17 protein-coding genes and 1 tRNA gene are annotated in these 17223 nt (G+C 62.1%); 6 read left to right on the top strand and 12 right to left on the bottom strand.

Translation table 11 applies throughout. From position 1 onward, the window contains the following. Positions 1–56 precede the first annotated feature (56 nt). From mshC to AAFP29_RS13800, 5 genes are all read right to left on the bottom strand, one after another. Positions 57–1295 (bottom strand): cysteine--1-D-myo-inosityl 2-amino-2-deoxy-alpha-D-glucopyranoside ligase, encoded by a 1239-nt coding sequence (mshC, locus tag AAFP29_RS13780; RefSeq protein WP_419217916.1) that lies wholly within the window; start codon positions 1293–1295, stop codon positions 57–59. Between the two features lie 30 nt (positions 1296–1325). Further along, the gene (locus tag AAFP29_RS13785) at positions 1326–2129 is read right to left on the bottom strand and encodes an SCO1664 family protein (protein ID WP_419217917.1); all 804 of its coding nucleotides are present in this window, start codon (positions 2127–2129) and stop codon (positions 1326–1328) included. Further along, on the bottom strand, positions 2122–2829 hold the full coding sequence (locus tag AAFP29_RS13790) for a DUF3090 domain-containing protein (RefSeq protein ID WP_419217918.1): 708 nt from the start codon (positions 2827–2829) through the stop codon (positions 2122–2124). Before AAFP29_RS13790 ends, AAFP29_RS13785 begins: the two co-directional genes overlap by 8 nt. Beyond that, positions 2829–3554, bottom strand: coding sequence for an MSMEG_4193 family putative phosphomutase (locus AAFP29_RS13795; RefSeq protein ID WP_419217920.1), 726 nt, complete (start codon positions 3552–3554; stop codon positions 2829–2831). The genes AAFP29_RS13790 and AAFP29_RS13795 overlap by 1 nt, the downstream gene beginning before the upstream one ends. A gap of 141 nt (positions 3555–3695) precedes the next feature. Then, positions 3696–4538: an undecaprenyl-diphosphate phosphatase gene (locus AAFP29_RS13800; RefSeq protein ID WP_419217921.1), complete on the bottom strand. Its 843-nt coding sequence runs from the start codon at positions 4536–4538 to the stop codon at positions 3696–3698. Positions 4539–4594: 56 nt separating this feature from the next. Here AAFP29_RS13800 and AAFP29_RS13805 point away from each other — a divergent pair, with 56 nt between their 5' ends. From AAFP29_RS13805 to AAFP29_RS13815, 3 genes are all read left to right on the top strand, one after another. Next, the gene (locus AAFP29_RS13805; RefSeq protein WP_419217922.1) at positions 4595–5605 is read left to right on the top strand and encodes a YncE family protein; all 1011 of its coding nucleotides are present in this window, start codon (positions 4595–4597) and stop codon (positions 5603–5605) included. Further along, positions 5602–6744 carry a quinone-dependent dihydroorotate dehydrogenase gene (locus AAFP29_RS13810; RefSeq protein WP_419217923.1) on the top strand — a complete coding sequence of 381 codons (1143 nt, stop codon included), beginning with the start codon at positions 5602–5604 and terminating at the stop codon, positions 6742–6744. The genes AAFP29_RS13805 and AAFP29_RS13810 overlap by 4 nt, the downstream gene beginning before the upstream one ends. A 77-nt stretch (positions 6745–6821) precedes the next feature. Continuing rightward, a complete protein-coding gene (locus AAFP29_RS13815) occupies positions 6822–7391 on the top strand; it encodes a dihydrofolate reductase family protein (RefSeq protein ID WP_419217924.1) in 570 nt (189 codons plus the stop codon). Between the two features lie 120 nt (positions 7392–7511). Here AAFP29_RS13815 and AAFP29_RS13820 read toward each other — a convergent pair whose 3' ends face one another. Together AAFP29_RS13820 and AAFP29_RS13825 are read right to left on the bottom strand one after the other, a co-directional pair. Continuing rightward, positions 7512–8063, bottom strand: coding sequence for a YbhB/YbcL family Raf kinase inhibitor-like protein (locus AAFP29_RS13820; RefSeq protein ID WP_419217925.1), 552 nt, complete (start codon positions 8061–8063; stop codon positions 7512–7514). A 17-nt stretch (positions 8064–8080) separates the two neighbouring features. After that, on the bottom strand, positions 8081–9415 hold the full coding sequence (locus AAFP29_RS13825; protein WP_419217926.1) for a M20/M25/M40 family metallo-hydrolase: 1335 nt from the start codon (positions 9413–9415) through the stop codon (positions 8081–8083). A 123-nt stretch (positions 9416–9538) separates the two neighbouring features. Here AAFP29_RS13825 and AAFP29_RS13830 point away from each other — a divergent pair. From AAFP29_RS13830 to AAFP29_RS13840, 3 genes are all read left to right on the top strand, one after another. After that, a tRNA-Leu gene (locus AAFP29_RS13830) sits at positions 9539–9624 on the top strand. 65 nt (positions 9625–9689) lie between these two features. Next, complete coding sequence (locus tag AAFP29_RS13835) at positions 9690–10715, top strand: nucleoside hydrolase (RefSeq protein ID WP_419217927.1); 1026 nt, start codon at positions 9690–9692, stop codon at positions 10713–10715. A gap of 20 nt (positions 10716–10735) precedes the next feature. Then, complete coding sequence (locus tag AAFP29_RS13840) at positions 10736–11686, top strand: LLM class F420-dependent oxidoreductase (protein WP_419217928.1); 951 nt, start codon at positions 10736–10738, stop codon at positions 11684–11686. Between the two features lie 72 nt (positions 11687–11758). Here the strand turns inward: AAFP29_RS13840 and AAFP29_RS13845 are convergent, their stop codons facing one another. From AAFP29_RS13845 to AAFP29_RS13865, 5 genes are all read right to left on the bottom strand, one after another. Continuing rightward, complete coding sequence (locus AAFP29_RS13845) at positions 11759–12598, bottom strand: siderophore-interacting protein (protein ID WP_419217929.1); 840 nt, start codon at positions 12596–12598, stop codon at positions 11759–11761. Further along, positions 12595–13878 (bottom strand): lysine N(6)-hydroxylase/L-ornithine N(5)-oxygenase family protein, encoded by a 1284-nt coding sequence (locus AAFP29_RS13850; RefSeq protein WP_419217930.1) that lies wholly within the window; start codon positions 13876–13878, stop codon positions 12595–12597. Before AAFP29_RS13850 ends, AAFP29_RS13845 begins: the two co-directional genes overlap by 4 nt. 119 nt (positions 13879–13997) lie before the next feature. Continuing rightward, entirely contained in the window at positions 13998–15218 is a 1221-nt protein-coding gene (locus tag AAFP29_RS13855; RefSeq protein ID WP_419217931.1) for a cation:proton antiporter, read from the bottom strand. 34 nt (positions 15219–15252) lie between these two features. Further along, positions 15253–16764: a tryptophan 7-halogenase gene (locus tag AAFP29_RS13860; RefSeq protein WP_419217932.1), complete on the bottom strand. Its 1512-nt coding sequence runs from the start codon at positions 16762–16764 to the stop codon at positions 15253–15255. Next, on the bottom strand, positions 16761–17015 hold the full coding sequence (locus AAFP29_RS13865) for a phosphopantetheine-binding protein (RefSeq protein ID WP_419217933.1): 255 nt from the start codon (positions 17013–17015) through the stop codon (positions 16761–16763). The genes AAFP29_RS13860 and AAFP29_RS13865 overlap by 4 nt, the downstream gene beginning before the upstream one ends. Positions 17016–17223: the final 208 nt, after the last annotated feature.

The following is a 17223-nucleotide window of genomic DNA, read 5'->3' on the forward strand; positions in this document are numbered from 1 at the left end:
ACTCTATCCATCGTGTGCCCGCGCATGCCACCGGAGTCGCTGCCCGACGCCGAGAGCTACAGGGCAACGCCCAGCAATGCGTCGACGATCTGCGCGACGCGCGTGCCCGCACCCGCGTCCGAACCAATGCCCACCGCCACATCAGCAGCCCAACCATCAACGGCAGCAAGCGCTTTGGGTGTATCGAGATCGTCCGCGAGATGTTGCCGAACGCGCGCGATGACGTCGGTCGGGTCCGGCGCGGTAGGCGCGGCGACAGCCGCGCGCCATCGCCGGAGACGATCCTGCGCGGTCGAGAGCAGTTCGTCGGACCACATGCGATCAGATCGGTAGTGGTCGGCCAGCAGCGCCAGTCGCACGGCTGATGAGTCGATGCCCGCTTCGCGCAGCTTGTGGACGAACACCAGGTTGCCGCGACTCTTCGACATCTTCTCGCCGTCGAGGCCCATCATCCCGGTATGGACGTAATGCCGCGCGAATCGTCGTCCCTGGTTGAGCGCCTCGCCGTGCGCGGCGGAGAACTCGTGATGGGGGAAGATCAGGTCGTTGCCGCCACCCTGGATATCGAATTCGATGCCAAGCCGATTGAGGGCGATCGCCGAACATTCGATATGCCAGCCCGGTCGGCCCACACCATGCGGCGACGGCCACGACGGTTCGCCCGGTCGAGCGGCCCGCCACAACAACGCGTCAAGTTTGTCGCGCTTACCCACCCGATCGGGGTCCCCGCCCCGCTCGGCGAAGAATTTCTCCATCGTCGGCTGGTCGTAACCGGACTCGTAGCCAAAGGTGTCGGTCGCATCGGTCCGGTAGTAGACGTCCGGGTACTCGGCGTCATCGACGACGTAGGCTGCCCCACTGGCGAGGAGTTTCCCGACCATCTCGATCACTTCGTCGATCGACTCGATCGCGCCGACGTACTCGCGTGGCGGCAATACCCGTAGCGCTTCCATATCGTCGCGGAACAGCTGGATCTCACGAGTACCCAAATCGCGCCAGTCAACGCCGTCGCGGTCGGCACGTTCGAACAGCGGATCGTCGACATCGGTGACATTCTGCACGTAGTGGACGTCGTGGCCGCTATCGCGGAGCAGCCGATTGACCGTATCGAAGGTGACGTATGTCGCCGCGTGGCCCATATGGGTCGCGTCGTACGGCGTGATGCCACAGACGTACATGGTCGCCTCGGGCCCTGGGGTGACCGGCTGCACTTGACGCGCGGCGGTGTCGTAGAGGCGGAGCGCCGGTGGTTTACCCAGGGCTTCGGGAATCGTTGGGGAAGACCACGACTGCATGAACTCCACTGTATGGCTTGCGGAGAAACCTCAGAACGGCGGCCACGGGATCGGGCGATGCGGTGGAGGTTCGGGCATGGTGCCAGTTTCGGCGAGAATCGCGCAGCGTAGTGCCAGGGCGTCGAGTTCGTCGGCGGTTAGGTGGGTGGTCAGTGCCTCGCACAGCCGATCATCGGGATCGACGAGTTTCCGGGTCAGACTTTCGATGTCGTTGCGCAGGTCCACGGGTATCGACTCCCCCGCCCAACCCCACAGAACCGTTCGTAGTTTGTCATCGGCATGTAGACAGATGCCGTGATCGATGCCGAAGATCTCGCCATCACCGGCAACTAGGATGTGCCCACCCTTGCGGTCGGCGTTATTGATGATGACGTCGAGCACCGCGAGTTGACGCAACCGGTCACTATCCGCGTGCACCAGCACCACGTCTCGGTCCGCGGCATCGACAGCCCGCAGGATCGCCTTCACGTCGCCGGATACCGCATCGGCAGGGACCAGGTCGACGACTTCTGCGGCCGACTCCTGATCTGGCACATCGATCCAGCGTTGCACCATTCCCGGCCCCAGCGGCGCCTCGCTCCGGAGCACGGTTTCCGGGATCAAACCCCAACCCAACGCCTGCGAGATCTCGTAGGACGCCACTTCACGATCTGCGAGGGTACCGTCCGGGAAGTCCCACAGCGGCACCTCACCCCGGACCGGTTTGTACACACACCGCAGCGGATCGCCGTCGCCGAGACGAGCCTCACAGACAAGCGTCGCGTTACTCGCGTGGATCACTCGGCCGAGAATTTCTATATCGCCGTCACGCAGGATCGTTTCGACGTCAGCCACGCGGCGGCGTATCCGGGTCGTCGGATCCTTCTTCCGGATCGACAGCTCCGGTGTCGTCATCGTCGTCGAAAAGACCGGTATCTGCTTGCTGCGCAAGGTTTTTCAGAACTTCGGGGTCGATGAATTCGCCGCCAACACTGAATTGGACGTCGCGCTTGTACCCGTTGGTTCGTACACACAGATGCCCAGCGGGATCCAGCGGGTCGCCGCATAGCGGGCAGGGGGGCCGTCCGGCGGACAGAACCCGCTGGGAGCGTGCCGCGAACGCGCGCGCCGCATCGGTCGTCAGGAACACCCGAACCGCGTCGGGGCCTTCGTCGGCGTCGTCGAGGACGATGCTCTCATCGAATTCACCCTCGGTTACCGCGAGCAATTCAACGACAACCGATTGAGCTTCCGCGTCCCAGCCGAGTCCCATTGTGCCCACGTGAAATTCGGCATCGATCGGGGTTATCAGTGGCGACAGGTCGCTGACTTTACGGGTACGCGGCGGCACCTCGGCGTTGAATCGGCGGGCGATCTCGTCGAGAAGGCTATCGATCCGGTCCGTTAGAATCGCCACCTGCTGTTTCTCCAGGGCGACGCTGATCACACGCGACTCGTGTACCGCTTGCAGAAAGAATGTTCGGTCGCCGGGTTCGCCGACAGTGCCCGCGATGAATCGATCGGGGCTTCGGAATACATGGATAGCTCGTGACATCAGACCTCCGTAGCTCCTGTCATTATCTCGCTGCGACCGGTACTGCCGCCGATCGCGTCAGCGTGGTGCCCGTCGTGATCGGCGGCGGCCGGCGGTTTTGGTAGCGGCACCGCGACCACGGCCGTCGAATTGACCGTGTGGACCGATGGCCGCGACGGGTGATAACTGATGACGCTCATCGACGCCGGTTCGACGATGATCCGCTGAAAACTGTCGAGATGGGTGCCCATCGCGTCGGCGATGACACTCTTGATCACGTCACCGTGCGAGCAGGCCACCCATACCTGGTCGCCGTTGGGTCCGCCCAGCTCACGGTCGAGCCGCCGGATCGCCGCGACGGCCCTCGTTTGAACGTCGGCGAGCCCTTCGCCACCGGGGAACACCGCCGCCGACGGATGACGCTGCACGGTCTTCCATAACGGCTGCGCGAGCAAGTCCTTGATCGGCTGATTGGTCCAGTCGCCGTAGTCGACTTCGATCAGATCATCGACCACGATTTCGGGTACATCAATCGATGCCAGCAGTGGCGCTACAGTCTCGGCACACCTTTGCAACGGTGACCGGGCAACCGCGACGATGTGCTCTCGACACGCCGCAAGGCGGTCGACGACAGCATCTGCCTGAGCGCGTCCCGTCTCGTCGAGTTCGATTCCGGGGGTACGCCCAGCCAGCTGAGAGCGGGCGTTGGCCACCGAACGTCCGTGCCGCAGCAGAATGACGGTCATAACTTTCCAGCCTAGTAGGTGGTGACAGTTGAGGCGCTGCGGGCGGGAGGCGTCGGCGGACTGGAACCTGCAGTTGGGTCAACTGCGAGGGGTATTTTCCCCGCGCCGACGTCGAGACGCAGAAACCGGCCGCACTCCGCGCTAGGTCGCGCTGATGACTCCCGTTCCCAGCAGAATCAGCACCGTCACACCGAGGATCACCCGGTATCCGCCGAACCAGTTCATCGAATGGTGTGAGACGAACTTCAGCAACCAGGCGATGGAGATATAGCCGAGGACGAATGCCACCAGCGTCGCGACCAGGATCTGCGCGCCACTCGCGCTCATCCCTTCACCGCTGGGGTGGAACGCGTCGGGCAGGCTGAACAGGCCCGATGCCAGGACGGCCGGGATGGCGATCAGGAAGGAAAACCGGAACGCCGCTTCACGTTCGAGCCCCAGGAACAAGCCCGCGCTGGCAGTCGCACCCGACCGTGAGACGCCCGGAACCAACGCGAGACACTGCGCCAGGCCCATCAACATCCCATCGCGCAGCGTGAGCTGTTCTAAGTTCCGACGCTGCGTCGCATAGCGTTCGGCCAGCCAGAAGACCCCGGAGAAGACGATCAACACCGTCGCCGTGATCCATAGGTTCCGACCCGCGGTACGGATCTCGTCTTTGAACACGAATCCGAGTAGGCCGATCGGGATAGTGGCCAGGATGACGTACCAGCCGACCCGATAGTCCAGGCCACGGTCGTCGGCGTTGAACAGCCCGCGGAACCACGCCGCGATGATCCGGCCGATGTCTTTGGCGAAGTAGATCAGCACGGCCGCCTCGGTCCCCAGTTGAGTGACCGCGGTGAACGATGCGCCGGCGTCCTGGCCGAATAGCACCTCCGATGCGATCCGCAGGTGTCCCGACGACGATATGGGTAGGAACTCGGTCAGTCCCTGTAGTGCGCCGAGGAAGATCGATTGCGCCCAGTTCATGGTGTCACTCACGGCCGCAGATGCTACCTGCAATCACCTTTGGTTTAGCTGTGCCGCAAGATAGACCCATGGGACTCTCAGCGATGCGTGCGGGATATGCGGCGGTTGTCGCGATGACGACACTCGGGTTGATTGCCGGATGCGGCAGCAATGACTCCGACACACCCGACGTCGCGACAGTCACCCCGGCCAGCGCCGCACTCGCACCGGCTACTGCCACCAAACCTGCTGCCGGACAGGTCATTCCACTTCCCTCCGGCGGACGGAATGTCGCGGTCGACCACGCGGGCCGCACCCTGGCAATCCTGAGCGCGGATGGCAAGCAGGCATGGCTATCGAAAGTGAGCGACATAACAGCGCCGCCACGCGTCCTCGACGTCGCACCGCTGTCTCGAATTATTGCCCGGCCCGACGGCGGATTCGTCGGTGTCGGGCCCAAATCGTTGATTCTGATCGGCGACGACGGGGCGCTCACCCGGCGCCAGACCGGCATCGGCGAGCCACTGTCGGTCGCGTCCATCGCCGACGGTCATCTGCTGGTGGGGACCGCCAACGGCCATGTCGTCGAATTCGACGCGAATGGCACGCAGGTCCGAGATATCGGCGGTCTCGTCCGCGCCGACGACATCGCCGTACACGGTGATCAGATCGTCGTACTCGACCGCGCGCAGTCATCGGTGACTCAACTCAAACTGTCCGACGGCGAACTGGGCCTGTCACTTCGGGTCGGCAACGGCGCCACCACCTTGATCAGCGATCGCTACGGCCGTTTCATCTCCGCCAATACCCGCGACGGCGAAGTTGTCGGCTTCTTCGGTGATCCGCTGGTAATGCGGTTTCGCGGCGCGGTCGACGACGCCCCGTATGCGCTGGCGTATGACGACAAGTCAAATCTGTTGTGGGTCAGTGTCACCGGCCGAAACGAAGTCGTAGCGTACGACCTCGGCAGTGGCGAGCCCGTGGAGAAGAGACGGATCCCCACTGTGGCACAACCTGATTCGATGGCATTCGATCAGGCCAGCGGCACGCTGTATGTGGTGTCCGCCACCGGCGCTGGCGTAGCGGCGGTAAGTCGATGAGCGCCCGCGATACCACCCCCGGCGACGTCGTCGACCGAATTCTCAAGTTGGCCAACGCAATTTGCTACCCGCCGCTACTCAAGGTGATGTTTCTCGCGTCGCCGGAGTCGATTCACGGTGTAGCCGCTCGCGCTATCCGGATCGCCGGAAATATCTGGGGTCTGCGCCAACTCAGCGCCGCCTTGCTTTCACGTACCGATCCCGTTCTCGCACAACGTGTTTTCGGCGTCGACTTTCCGGCTCCGCTCGGATTGGCCGCCGGTTTCGACAAGACCGCGGCGTCGGCGAATTCCTGGGGTCAGCTCGGTTTCGGCTACGCCGAGGTCGGCACTATCACCGGCCGCGCGCAGCCGGGTAACCCCCAACCTCGATTATTCCGTCTCCCTGCCGACAAGGCGCTGATCAATCGGATGGGTTTCAACAATCCCGGTGCTGATCAGGCGGCCGTCAACCTGGCCGCACCGCGTCGCGGTCCAGTACGAGTACCGATCGGAGCGAATATCGGCAAGACGAAGATCGTCGAGCCGGCAGATGCCGCCGACGATTACCGGTACAGCGCTCGCCTACTCGGGCCGCTGGCCGATTTCGTCGTGGTGAACGTAAGTTCACCGAACACTCCCGGACTGCGCGACTTGCAGGCCGTCGACTCGCTACGGCCGATCCTGGCTGCGGTACTGGCGGAAACCGACCGTCCGGTGCTGGTGAAAATCGCTCCTGACTTAGCCGACGACGATATCGACCAGGTCGCCGACCTCGCCGTCGAACTGGGTCTGGCGGGTATTGTCGCCACCAACACGACGGTCTCCCGGTCTGGGTTGGCAACCCCGGCTGCTGACGTGGAACTCGCCGGTGCGGGTGGGTTGTCCGGCCCGCCGGTGAAGGCGCGGTCGCTGGAGGTACTGCGTCGGCTGCACGGGCGTGTCGGCGGCAAGCTCGTCCTGGTCAGCGTCGGCGGAATCGAGAACGTCGATGACGCGTGGGAGCGTATCCGCGCGGGCGCCTCTCTATTGCAGGGTTACACGGCCTTCATCTACGGCGGACCACTGTGGGCGCATCTGATTCACGCTGGTCTTGCTCAACGCGTCAAGGCGGCGGGTTATCGTTCGATCACCGACGCGGTAGGCACTGGCACGCACTGATTTTCGCCGCAGCGATGAGTTCGACGGCGCCCGACGGTCTGACTTGCATCCAACTCCCCCGCCGATCGGAGCACATGATGACTGCCACCTACACCGCCGACGTATTCATGACCCTCGACGGTTACGGCTCAACGCATACCTGGGGTGGGAACTGGGGTAAGGGTCAGGCCGACCTCTGGGCTTTGCGCGAGCAGCTCTACACACCGGAGCAGTTGATTGTGCTTGGCGCCAACACCTACCGGGTGATGGCGAAATTCGGCCCCGGCCTCGACGTCGCGTGGATTAAGCGATTCTGCGCGATGGACAAGGTCGTCTATTCGAATGGCCTCACGGCACCGCTGTCGCTCAATTCAACACTGAGCCAGCGTGATGCGGTCGATAGCGTCCGCGAGTTGAAGCAGACCTCGTCGATCCCGTTGCGTTCACACGGATCCCTGACGTTGAACCGGGCACTGCTCGCCGCCGGCCTAGTCGATCGGCTTGAAGTCACGATTTTCCCGGTGCTCACCCCGAAGACCGGAGTCGCGCCGGTCTTCGGGGGTGCCACAAGCGATTTCGACCTCGAACTCATCGAATCGCACACTCTCGATGACGGTGTCGTATGGGCCGCCTATCGGCCCACCCCATACGACCCGACAGCACACTAACCACCGCCGCCAACTTCCAGACGGCCCCACTCAGGAAAATCGTCCGAATAGTTGGTGACCAAGGGCAATATGCCCTTGGTCACCAACTATTCGGACGATTTTCCCGGTAGGGCCTGCTGCTCAGACGTTCTCGGAGGGTTGTTCGTAGGTCCCGACGATGACCGCGCGCGCGATCGCATGTGAGAACAGGTTGAAGCCTAGGTAGGCCGGGGTCGCGGCGTCGGGGAGGCCGAGCGACTCGACATCGACCGCGTGCACCGCGACGAAGTAACGATGGGGACCGTGTCCCGGCGGCGGCGCAGCACCGACGTAGCGTTTGAGCGAGGCATCGCCGGTAAGCGTTACCGCACTGTCCGGCAATCCCGATCCGGTCTCGTCACCCGCCCCCTGCGCCAACGACGTGACCGACACCGGAATGTCGGCAACGGCCCAATGCCAGAATCCGGAGGCTGTCGGAGCGTCGGGATCATATACGGTGACCGCGAAACTCTTTGTCTCCGAGGGAAATCCGGACCAGGACAGCTGTGGCGAGTCATCATTGCCGCCGGCACCCATCAGGCCGGATACCTGGGGAGTTGCCAACGACTGCCCGTCGGTGACGCTCTCCGATGTCAGAGTGAATCCGGGTAACGCGGGAAGCGCCGAGTAGGGATCGAAGGAGGTGGATGTCATGCGGGTCACCTGAACTTTCAGCTGTGAAGGAGGAAATGTTCAAACACCTTGGTACCGAATAGAACCGCGTCTACCGGCACGCGTTCGTCGACGCCGTGGAACAGCGCCGCGAAGTCTAAATCGGGGGGCAACTGCAACGGCGCAAAGCCGAAGCAGCGGATCCCCAGCTTGGCGAAGGCTTTGGCATCGGTCCCACCGGAAAGCATGTAGGGAACGGTCTTACCATCGGGATCGTGGGCGAGAATCGCATCATTCATCGCATCGACGAGGTGACCGTCGAAGGTCGTCTCGTAGGAGTCGAGGTGAGTGATCCACTCGCGGGTCACATTTGGCCCCAATAGTTCGTCGATCTCGGCTTCGAAGGCCGCCTGCCGACCGGGCAGAATCCGGCAATCCACCACCGCGGTCGCGGTTTGCGGGATCACGTTGGCCTTGTATCCCGCCGAAAGCATGGTGGGATTGGCGGTGTCGCGCAGTGTCGCTCCGATGATTCGCGCCAGATTGCCCAGTTTGAACAGACTTGTCTCCAGGTCCGGCGCGTCGGACGACAGGTTCAGACCTGATTCCGCAGACACCACCGCGAGGAATTCGGCTACCGAGTCCGAGATCACCATCGGAAAGGTGTGCTGGCCGATGCGGGCAACAGCGGCAGCAACCTCGGTGACTGCGTTGTCGGCGTGCAAGAACGATCCGTGCCCGGCTGTCGCGGTGGCGGTCAGTCGCATCCACGACAGTCCCTTCTCCGCAGTTTCCACCAGGTAGAGCCGCCGCTGGCCGCCATCGGGCCGGTCGACGGTCAGCGAGAATCCGCCGACCTCACCGACTGCCTCGGTGATGCCGTCGAATAGGTCTGGTCGGTTGGCCACCAACCACTGCGACCCCCATTTGCCGCCGGCTTCTTCGTCGGCGAGAAAGGCGAACACCAGATCGCGTGGTGGCACAGTCCCATCGCGTTGGAACTGGCGCGCCAACGCGAGTGCCATCCCGACCATGTCCTTCATGTCGACTGCGCCGCGACCCCAGATGTAGCCGTCCTTCACCGCACCGGAGAACGGGTGCACACTCCAGTCGGCCGGCTCGGCCGGCACCACATCGAGATGGGTATGGATAAGCAAGGCGCCCTTGGTCGACGCCGGGTCACCGGCGAGTCGAGCGAAGACATTGCCCCGGCCAGGTTGACCGGATTCCACATAGACCGTCGTATAGCCGACCTCTTCGAGGAGTTGCGCCACCCACTTGGCACACTCTTCCTCGCCGCGAGTGGTGTCCAATTCACCGGTGTTAGAGGTGTCGAACCGAATGAGTCGGCTGACCAGATCCACCACTTCGTCGACTGCCGCTGGGGTGCTCACGTTTCAATTCATACCCCATCGCTCGTGCGGGACGACGACGGCATTGGCTATCTACTGCCATCAGGCTTCCGACCAGCGGATTTGAGTATTGAACACAACCTCGGTTACTGTTGTCCAGCGCTCGTCCGAGTGGCGGAATGGCAGACGCGCTAGCTTGAGGTGCTAGTGTCCTATTAACGGACGTGGGGGTTCAAGTCCCCCCTCGGACACCGATGAAATCCCCGTGATCTATAGGTCGCGGGGATTTTGCTTTCCTCCCTTTACACTCCTTCTCATGTCTGCCGCGACTATCTTCTACGACTGCGATACCGGCATCGACGATTCGTTGGCTTTGCTCTATCTCCTCGCGCAGCCCGCGTTGACTATCGTCGGCGTGGCGTCAACGGGTGGAAATGTGCCGACCGATGTCGTGGCGGGAAATAACCTGGCCTGGCTGGAGTTCGCCGGACGAGACGACGTTCCGGTCCATGTCGGTGCCGCGAGTCCGTTGGCCGTGCCGCTGCGCACATGTGAGGACACGCACGGCCCGCTGGGACTTGGCTACGCCGAACTACCAAGTCCCACAACGATTGCCTCGCACATCGACGCCGCCGATGCGTGGCTTGCCGCCGCCGACGCCTATCCCGGCGAGTTGGTCGGTCTGGTCACCGGGCCATTGACCTCATTGGCCGAAGCGATTCGGCGCGATCCGACCTTGCCCACCAAACTCCGGCGTTTGGTCATCATGGGTGGGGCCTTTCACGTACACGGCAATACAACGCCGGTCGGCGAGTGGAATATTATCGTCGATCCCGAGGCGGCGGCGGAAGTCTTCGAGGCATTCAGCGACGACGACGCGCCCAATCCTATTGTCTGCGCACTCGACATCACCGAGTCGATGATTTTTACGCCCGATCATCTCGTACGGCTCGCCGCTGCCGCCGACTCGACGCCGCTTGAATTGCCCGACGTCGATGACGAACGCGGTATGCGGTCGGTGGCATCGAATCACCTGGTTAGACATCTCGTGGATGCACTGCGGTTCTACTTCGAGTTTCATTCCGACATGAACGAGGGCTACCTGGCCCATGCTCATGATCCACTGGCAGCGATGGTCGCGGTAAACCCGACCTTGGTGACAACTACGCCAGCGCGGGTCTCCGTCGAACTGACCGGCACTCATACGCGTGGGATGACCGTTGCCGACGAACGCGGCATGACCGGCGCCCCGAATGCCGCAATCGTCTCATCTGCGGACGCAGACGCGTTGCTGGACAAGCTGATTGAGACGCTAAGCAGTTTTGCCCGTCGACTCTCCTGACGTCGGCGTACTGTGTCGGTGTGACGCGACTCGGCTATCAGATACCTAACTTCACCTATCCCGGCATTCCAGCAGAACGACTATTCGACACGATCGTGGCCCAGGCCAAAGAAGCTGATGGGTCCGGCTTCGACACCGTCTTCGTGATGGACCACTTTTACCAGCTGGCAATGCTCGGCACGCCTGATCAGGAAATGATCGAGGCATACACGTTGTTGTCCGCGCTGGCACAGCACACATCGCGAGTTCGCCTGTCCGCGTTGGTCACCGGCAACACCTACCGGGCACCGGCGCTGCTCGCGAAGACAGTCACCGCACTCGATCTGGTATCGGGTGGACGGGCCCGACTGGGGATTGGCGCTGGCTGGTTCGAGTTGGAGCACGAGTCGCTGGGGTTCGACTTCGGCACCTTTACTGACCGCTTCGAACGACTTGAAGAATCGTTGCAGATCATCTTGGGGATGCTGCGCAGCGAGCGACCCAGTCTGGACGGCAAGTGGTACCAGGTGCGCGAGGCGATCAATGTGCCCGCGCCGCTCTCCTCGATACCGGTGATGATCGGCGGCGGCGGCGAGAAGAAGACATTGCGGCTCGTCGCGCAATACGCTGATGAATCGAATTTGATTTGCGGCGTCGATGAGATCCCGCGCAAATTGGCCGCCTTGTCCGAGCACTGCGAGCGGCTGGGCCGCGACAGGTCGGAGATCACTGTCAGTCTCCAGACCTATGCGTGTATCGCGCCAACCCACGAGGAAGCCGTCGCCGACCTGGACGCCTATATCGAACGCAACCCCGCGGCCGGCGCACGTCGTGATGCGATCGTCGTCGGGTCTCCTGACGAGGTTAAGGCTCGTTTCGAGCAGTTGCTGGCTACCGGCGTCGACGGTTTCACTGTGAACCTGATGCCCAATGGGCACATCCCTGGACGCGTGCAATTACTTGGCGAGACATTGTCACCATTGGTGAACTAGGTGCCCGCTCAAACCTGTTGATTTGCGGCCGTCGAGGGGCATCTCCCCTCGACGCCAGGCAGTCCGCAGGCTTCAGTCTTCTTGACCGTCGGCTTCGTGATGATCGAGATTCACCGTGCCCTGCCGCCAGTAGCCATCGACCTTAACCCGGTCTTTCGGTAGCCCCAGGTCACGGCGGAGATACCGTCGAATCGGCTTGAGCGAGTTGGCTTCTCCAGCGACCCAGCTGTAAAAGGAGCCGCCCGCGAACTCGTGGTCGCGAATCGCGTCGAAGAGTAAGTTGCCCTCACCCGCTCCAGCGGCACGGTGTAGAAAACGAACCGTCGCTCCTTCGCGTGCCGGCAGTTCCGGCTCATCGTGGCGGTCGCCTACTTCGACGAATGCCACCACCGGAATGCCGTCGGGTAACTCCTCCAGCCAACGCGCCAGGGCCGGGATAGCGGTGTCGTCGGCTCCCAACAGGTACCAGTCGTAACCAGTCGGATAGACCACCGAACCGCGCGGCCCCAACATGCCGAGCGAGTCGCCGACCGCCGCCCCGATCGCCCACGAGCCACCGACGCCGTGATCGTGTAGAACGAAATCGATGTCGAGCAAACCGTTTTCGCGGTCGAACGCCCGAATCGTGTAATCGCGGTATGTTGGACGCTTCCCTTCCGCAGGTAACCGCATCCCATCCGGACCGACTCCCGGCATGACGATCTCGCCAGTTTCGTCTGCGAAAAACAGTTTGACGTGATCGTCGGGCGCCATGTGGGTGAAACGGAAATCCTGCGGCGATGTGATCGAGAAAGTTATTCGACGCAGTTGCGCCGATAAGTCAGTCGACCTGACCACCTCAATCGTTCTGGGCAGCAGCGGATACATCGCCAGCTGCGGCTGCGTCGGGTGGGGCGTCACGTCTACGGTCACGACGTCACCCCGCCGGCCACCGCCGCATGATCTTCGGCGACAGCGCGGACGATTTCACCCGACCGCACCGCGAGATTCGACAACAGAGTTGATGTCAGGCCATGTGAGTGTTCGGTATTTCCCTGCACGAAGATCTGCCCGGTCACATCGTCGTCGGTCTGCAGCCGGTACTGCCGATCAAGCACCGGACGGCCGTGCTGGTCCTCTCGGCATCGATTAGACAGCGAACCCAACATATCCGACGTCGGAACAGTATCGAATCCGGTAGCGAAAATCACAGCGTCGCAATCGATTTCGGTAACCGCCCCGGTCAGTCGCTGAACGATGGTCAGATGTGCACTGTCGGCACTTTCGGATACATCGACTACCTCCGATGCGCCATGCACGAATAGTCTGCGCTTACCGCTGACATGCTCCGCGTATTCCCGGCGGTACAGGTCCTCGATCAGTTCCGGATCGACTGCCGAGTAATTCGTGCCACGGTGATACGCCATCAATCGGTCGCGCCACTTATCGTCGGCGCCGAAGTACTCGTCGACCGCCTGGGGGTCGAATATCCGGTTCGCATACGGAGAATCGTCCGCCGGTGTGTAGCCGTATTTGGCAAATACCGTGTGCACCTCGGCGTCGGTGTGCTCATGTAGGAACGCCGCGACTTCGGCGGCACTCTGACCCGCACCGATCACCGCGAACTTGCCCTGGTTCGCCGATGGCAGTTCCCCGTAGCGAATCAGCATCTGGTGGTTGTGGAACACCCTCGGTCCGCTGACGACCCCCGGCGGCAGCTTCTCCCGCAGGCCGCCGCCTAGCACCACGCTGCGCGCCCGAACGCTCTCGCCGCACGGCGCCGTCAACACGAAAGCGGTGCCGTCCCAGTCGATATCGGTAATCTCGGCCGAATAGTCCACCGGTATCTCCACCCGGTCCGCAGCCCATTCGAGGTAGTCGTGGAACTCGTCGCGCAGCGGGAAGAAATCCTGGCGATTAATGAAATGCGTCAGCCGACCGCGCTGCGCGAGGTAGTTCAGGAATGTGTAGCTACTGGTCGCATCGCGTTGCGTCACAAGATCTTTGAGGAAAGACACTTGCATCGTGGTGCCCGGCAACAACATTCCCGGATGCCAGCCGAATTTGTCCTTCTTTTCGAAGAATCGCGCGGTGATCTGCGCATTCGGGGCTGACGCCCAGTTGTGTTCCTCGATAGCGATTGCCACCGCCAGATTTGATGGACCAAATCCGATCCCGACCACATCTAGCAGCGCCTCATTGTGTGCGCGCACGCGTTGCGCCTCCATTTCTACGATTAGCGCGGATGAACCAGGCTTCGTGAGCCGGCGGGTCATACGCGGCCGGGGTCCGCACAGGGAAATCGGACATAGGTAAGACTATCCTAAATATTCTAGGTCGGTACAACTGCCCCAACCCGCTCGCTGCGTCGGGTCGTATATATCAGCATCGGCCCGGCCATAATCGACGTCGTGATCGCGAGTAGCACCACGACCATGTAGACCTGGGGATTGAAGATCCCCAAGTTCAGTCCGACGGTGGCAATGATGATCTCCACCGCACCGCGAGCATTGAGTCCCGCCCCCAGGGAGGCGGCTTCCCAGTGCGGCAGGCCACCGACCCGTGCACCCAGATATGCTGCCGCGAACTTCGCGACGATCGCCACAACCAGCACGACCGCACCCCAGATCAAGGTCTGCGGATCGCCCAAATCCGTTATATCCAAATGTAATCCGGCGCCGGCCAAGAACACCGGCGCCAGCACGGCGGTGGTCACCGTTTGAAGCGGAGTGATCACACCGGTACCACGTTTGCCGACCAGAATGCCGGCGAGAAACGCACCCAGCGCGGCCTCCAGATGCATCGCATCGGTGGCCGCTCCGCCCGCGATAATGAGTATCACCACTACGGCGGTGGTGTAGCCACCGTGAGACGACGCTTCCAGTCGATCGAGTCCGCGACGAACCCACGGTCGCGCCAGCCAGGTGAAGGCCAGCACTACGACCATCGCCCCGACCGTTAACAGAAACCGGCTTCCGCCGATACCGACGGTCGCCATCGCCGACGCCGCCGCCAGCACCACCCAGGCACCCATATCGGTAACTGCACACGACGCGAGCGTCAGCTGCCCGACGTCCCGTTTGAGCAGATCCAGATCGATGAGAATTCGAGTGATGACTGGGATGGCACTGACCGACAGCGCGACACCCAACAGCAGTACGAATGCCGCATTCTGCGAACTGTGGCCATGAAACTGTTGCGGGACAAGCAATCCCACTCCGATTCCGGCGAGCAAAGGGATGGTGAAGCCAAATACGCTGATCGATCCAACGGTAGCGGCCCGCTTCTTCAGGAAGTCCTCATCGAGTTCGGTGGCAGCGAGGCCGACGAGCAGCAACACCCCCAACGTACTCACCGCCGACAACGCCGGAGACTTTGCCGGATCGGGTCCCAGCAGGGCCTCTGACGCTTCCGGCCACAGCCATCCGAACACCGACGGGCCAAGCACAACACCCGCCAGGAGCTCACCCACCAATGCGGGCAAGCCCAACCGCCGGGCGAGCATGCCCAATCCGACGGCTGCGATCAAGACGACCGCGAGCAGTCTCAACACGACAAGGGACCGCCCCGAAGCACGCGGAGCGTATTCACACCGATGCCGATACCTGCTCGGGTTCTACCCAATGCAAACCATCGGCCGATGGCACCAGACCGCCGTCAAGAATGGGCGGCTCTACCCGTGCGCTTCCGGTTGCGACACGCGCCTGCAACGCGTTCATCTCCTCCATCACTTCACGGACCACCGGTGCGCCGAACATGTGGCCCATTCGCTGCCCCGAGTCAGTGTCCATCCCGCCGGTGCGCTGCGTTGCCTCGGTTAGCTCGGCCGTCGACTCTTCGAACCGCTGGACCAGGGCCGCAGGATCGGTCAACACATTCTCGCCGGAATACGCGCCGGCCACCAGCGAGACGAATGCGGTGATGTCAGCCTGCTGGAGGTTGGTCACCTTGCGCGCCTTCCAGAAATACGAATCCTCCGACTGCTCCATGTCGTAGAACGCCGACAGGAACTCGTAGAAGACCGCGTATTCACGACGGTAACGCCCTTCGAACTCGGTGAACGCGCGCTCCTCGGTCAGCGAACCACCCAACACGCTGTTGATCGAACGAGCTGCGAGCACACCGGAGTAGGTGGCCAGGTGGACGCCCGTCGAGAACACCGGGTCGATGAAACAGGCCGCGTCGCCGACGAGAACCATTCCATTGCCCCAGAATTCAGTGTTGGCGTACGAATAGTCCTGGCGCAACCGGATCTCACCGTAGACTCCGTCGGTCACCCGGGTGGCATCGGTCAACATGTCTTTGACGATCTCGCACCGATCGATGAAACCCCGATAGGTATCTTCTTGCGCGTTGATGGCTTCCGCCTTCTCCTTGGCGATGACCACACCCACGCTGGTCAGCGTGTCCGAGAGCGGGATGTACCAGATCCATCCTTCGTCGAAGGCAGCGCACAGAATGTTCCCACTGTCGGGGGGCGGCAGTCGTTTGCCGTTCTCGAAGTATCCAAATAGCGCGACATTCTGGAAGAAGTCCGAGTAGACCCGTTCTCCGCCAGCATGTTTCGACAGACGCGTGGTATTTCCGGAAGCATCGACGACGAATTTCGCCGAGATCTGATGCTCCACCCGATCGGCGTCGATATAGCGCACTCCGACGACGCGCCCATCCGCGTTCTTCTCCACTCCGGCCACACGCGCGTTCTGCCGAACATCGACACCGCTGTCGGCGGCATTCTGGAGCAAAATGTTGTCGAACTTCATTCGTTCAACCTGGTAGGCATAGGAGCCGTCACCGGCGAACTCGGGTGATATTGCGAACAGGAAGTTCCACGGAACCGGGTTGGTGCCCCAACGGAAACTGCCGCCCCGTTTTCGAACGAATCCGGCTTCGGCGATCTTGTCCTCGACACCGAGGAGTTTGCATACGCCGTGGATGGTCGACGGCAACAGCGACTCGCCGATCTGGTAGCGCGGAAACGTCTCCTTCTCCAATTGCAGAACGCGGTGGCCGCTGCGGGCCAGAAGGGTTGAGGTAGTCGATCCGCCTGGACCGCCACCCACCACGATGACGTCGAATTCTTCTGCCGCAGTACTCATTTCGCGCTCTCCCCGTCGGTCAGTTCACGAACCCACGCACCGACGACCGGATCTGATGCCAGTGCGACAAGGTCAGCCTTTAGTGCCCCGGCCGCGCGCCACTTCTCGATCAGGGCCATCAGCCGGACGGAGTCGAGACCGTAATCCAGCACATTGGTGTCGTCGCCTATTTCAGTTGGCGAGACCTGCAGGATTTCGGCCAGATCCCCGATGATCTGTTCCCTCGTCAGCACAGGGCTGGTGGTCGACATGGTTGCATCTTTCGTTGAGGACTATGTTTGCAAGATCCGGCTACCAACGACGGCGAACGCCATTTCGGCAACCTCCCAGCAGGGTAGCCTACCCTAAATCCTACCCATTCTCGGGTGGTGCTTTTGTACCCATTCCTAAGCATGGGTAGCCTAAGCTATGTGCGATTCCAACTACTACCCCTAGCCACCCGACGGCCGTCCGGGGAGC

Source organism: Gordonia sp. CPCC 205333, assembly GCF_048537885.1.
Taxonomy (GTDB): Bacteria; Actinomycetota; Actinomycetes; order Mycobacteriales; family Mycobacteriaceae; genus Gordonia.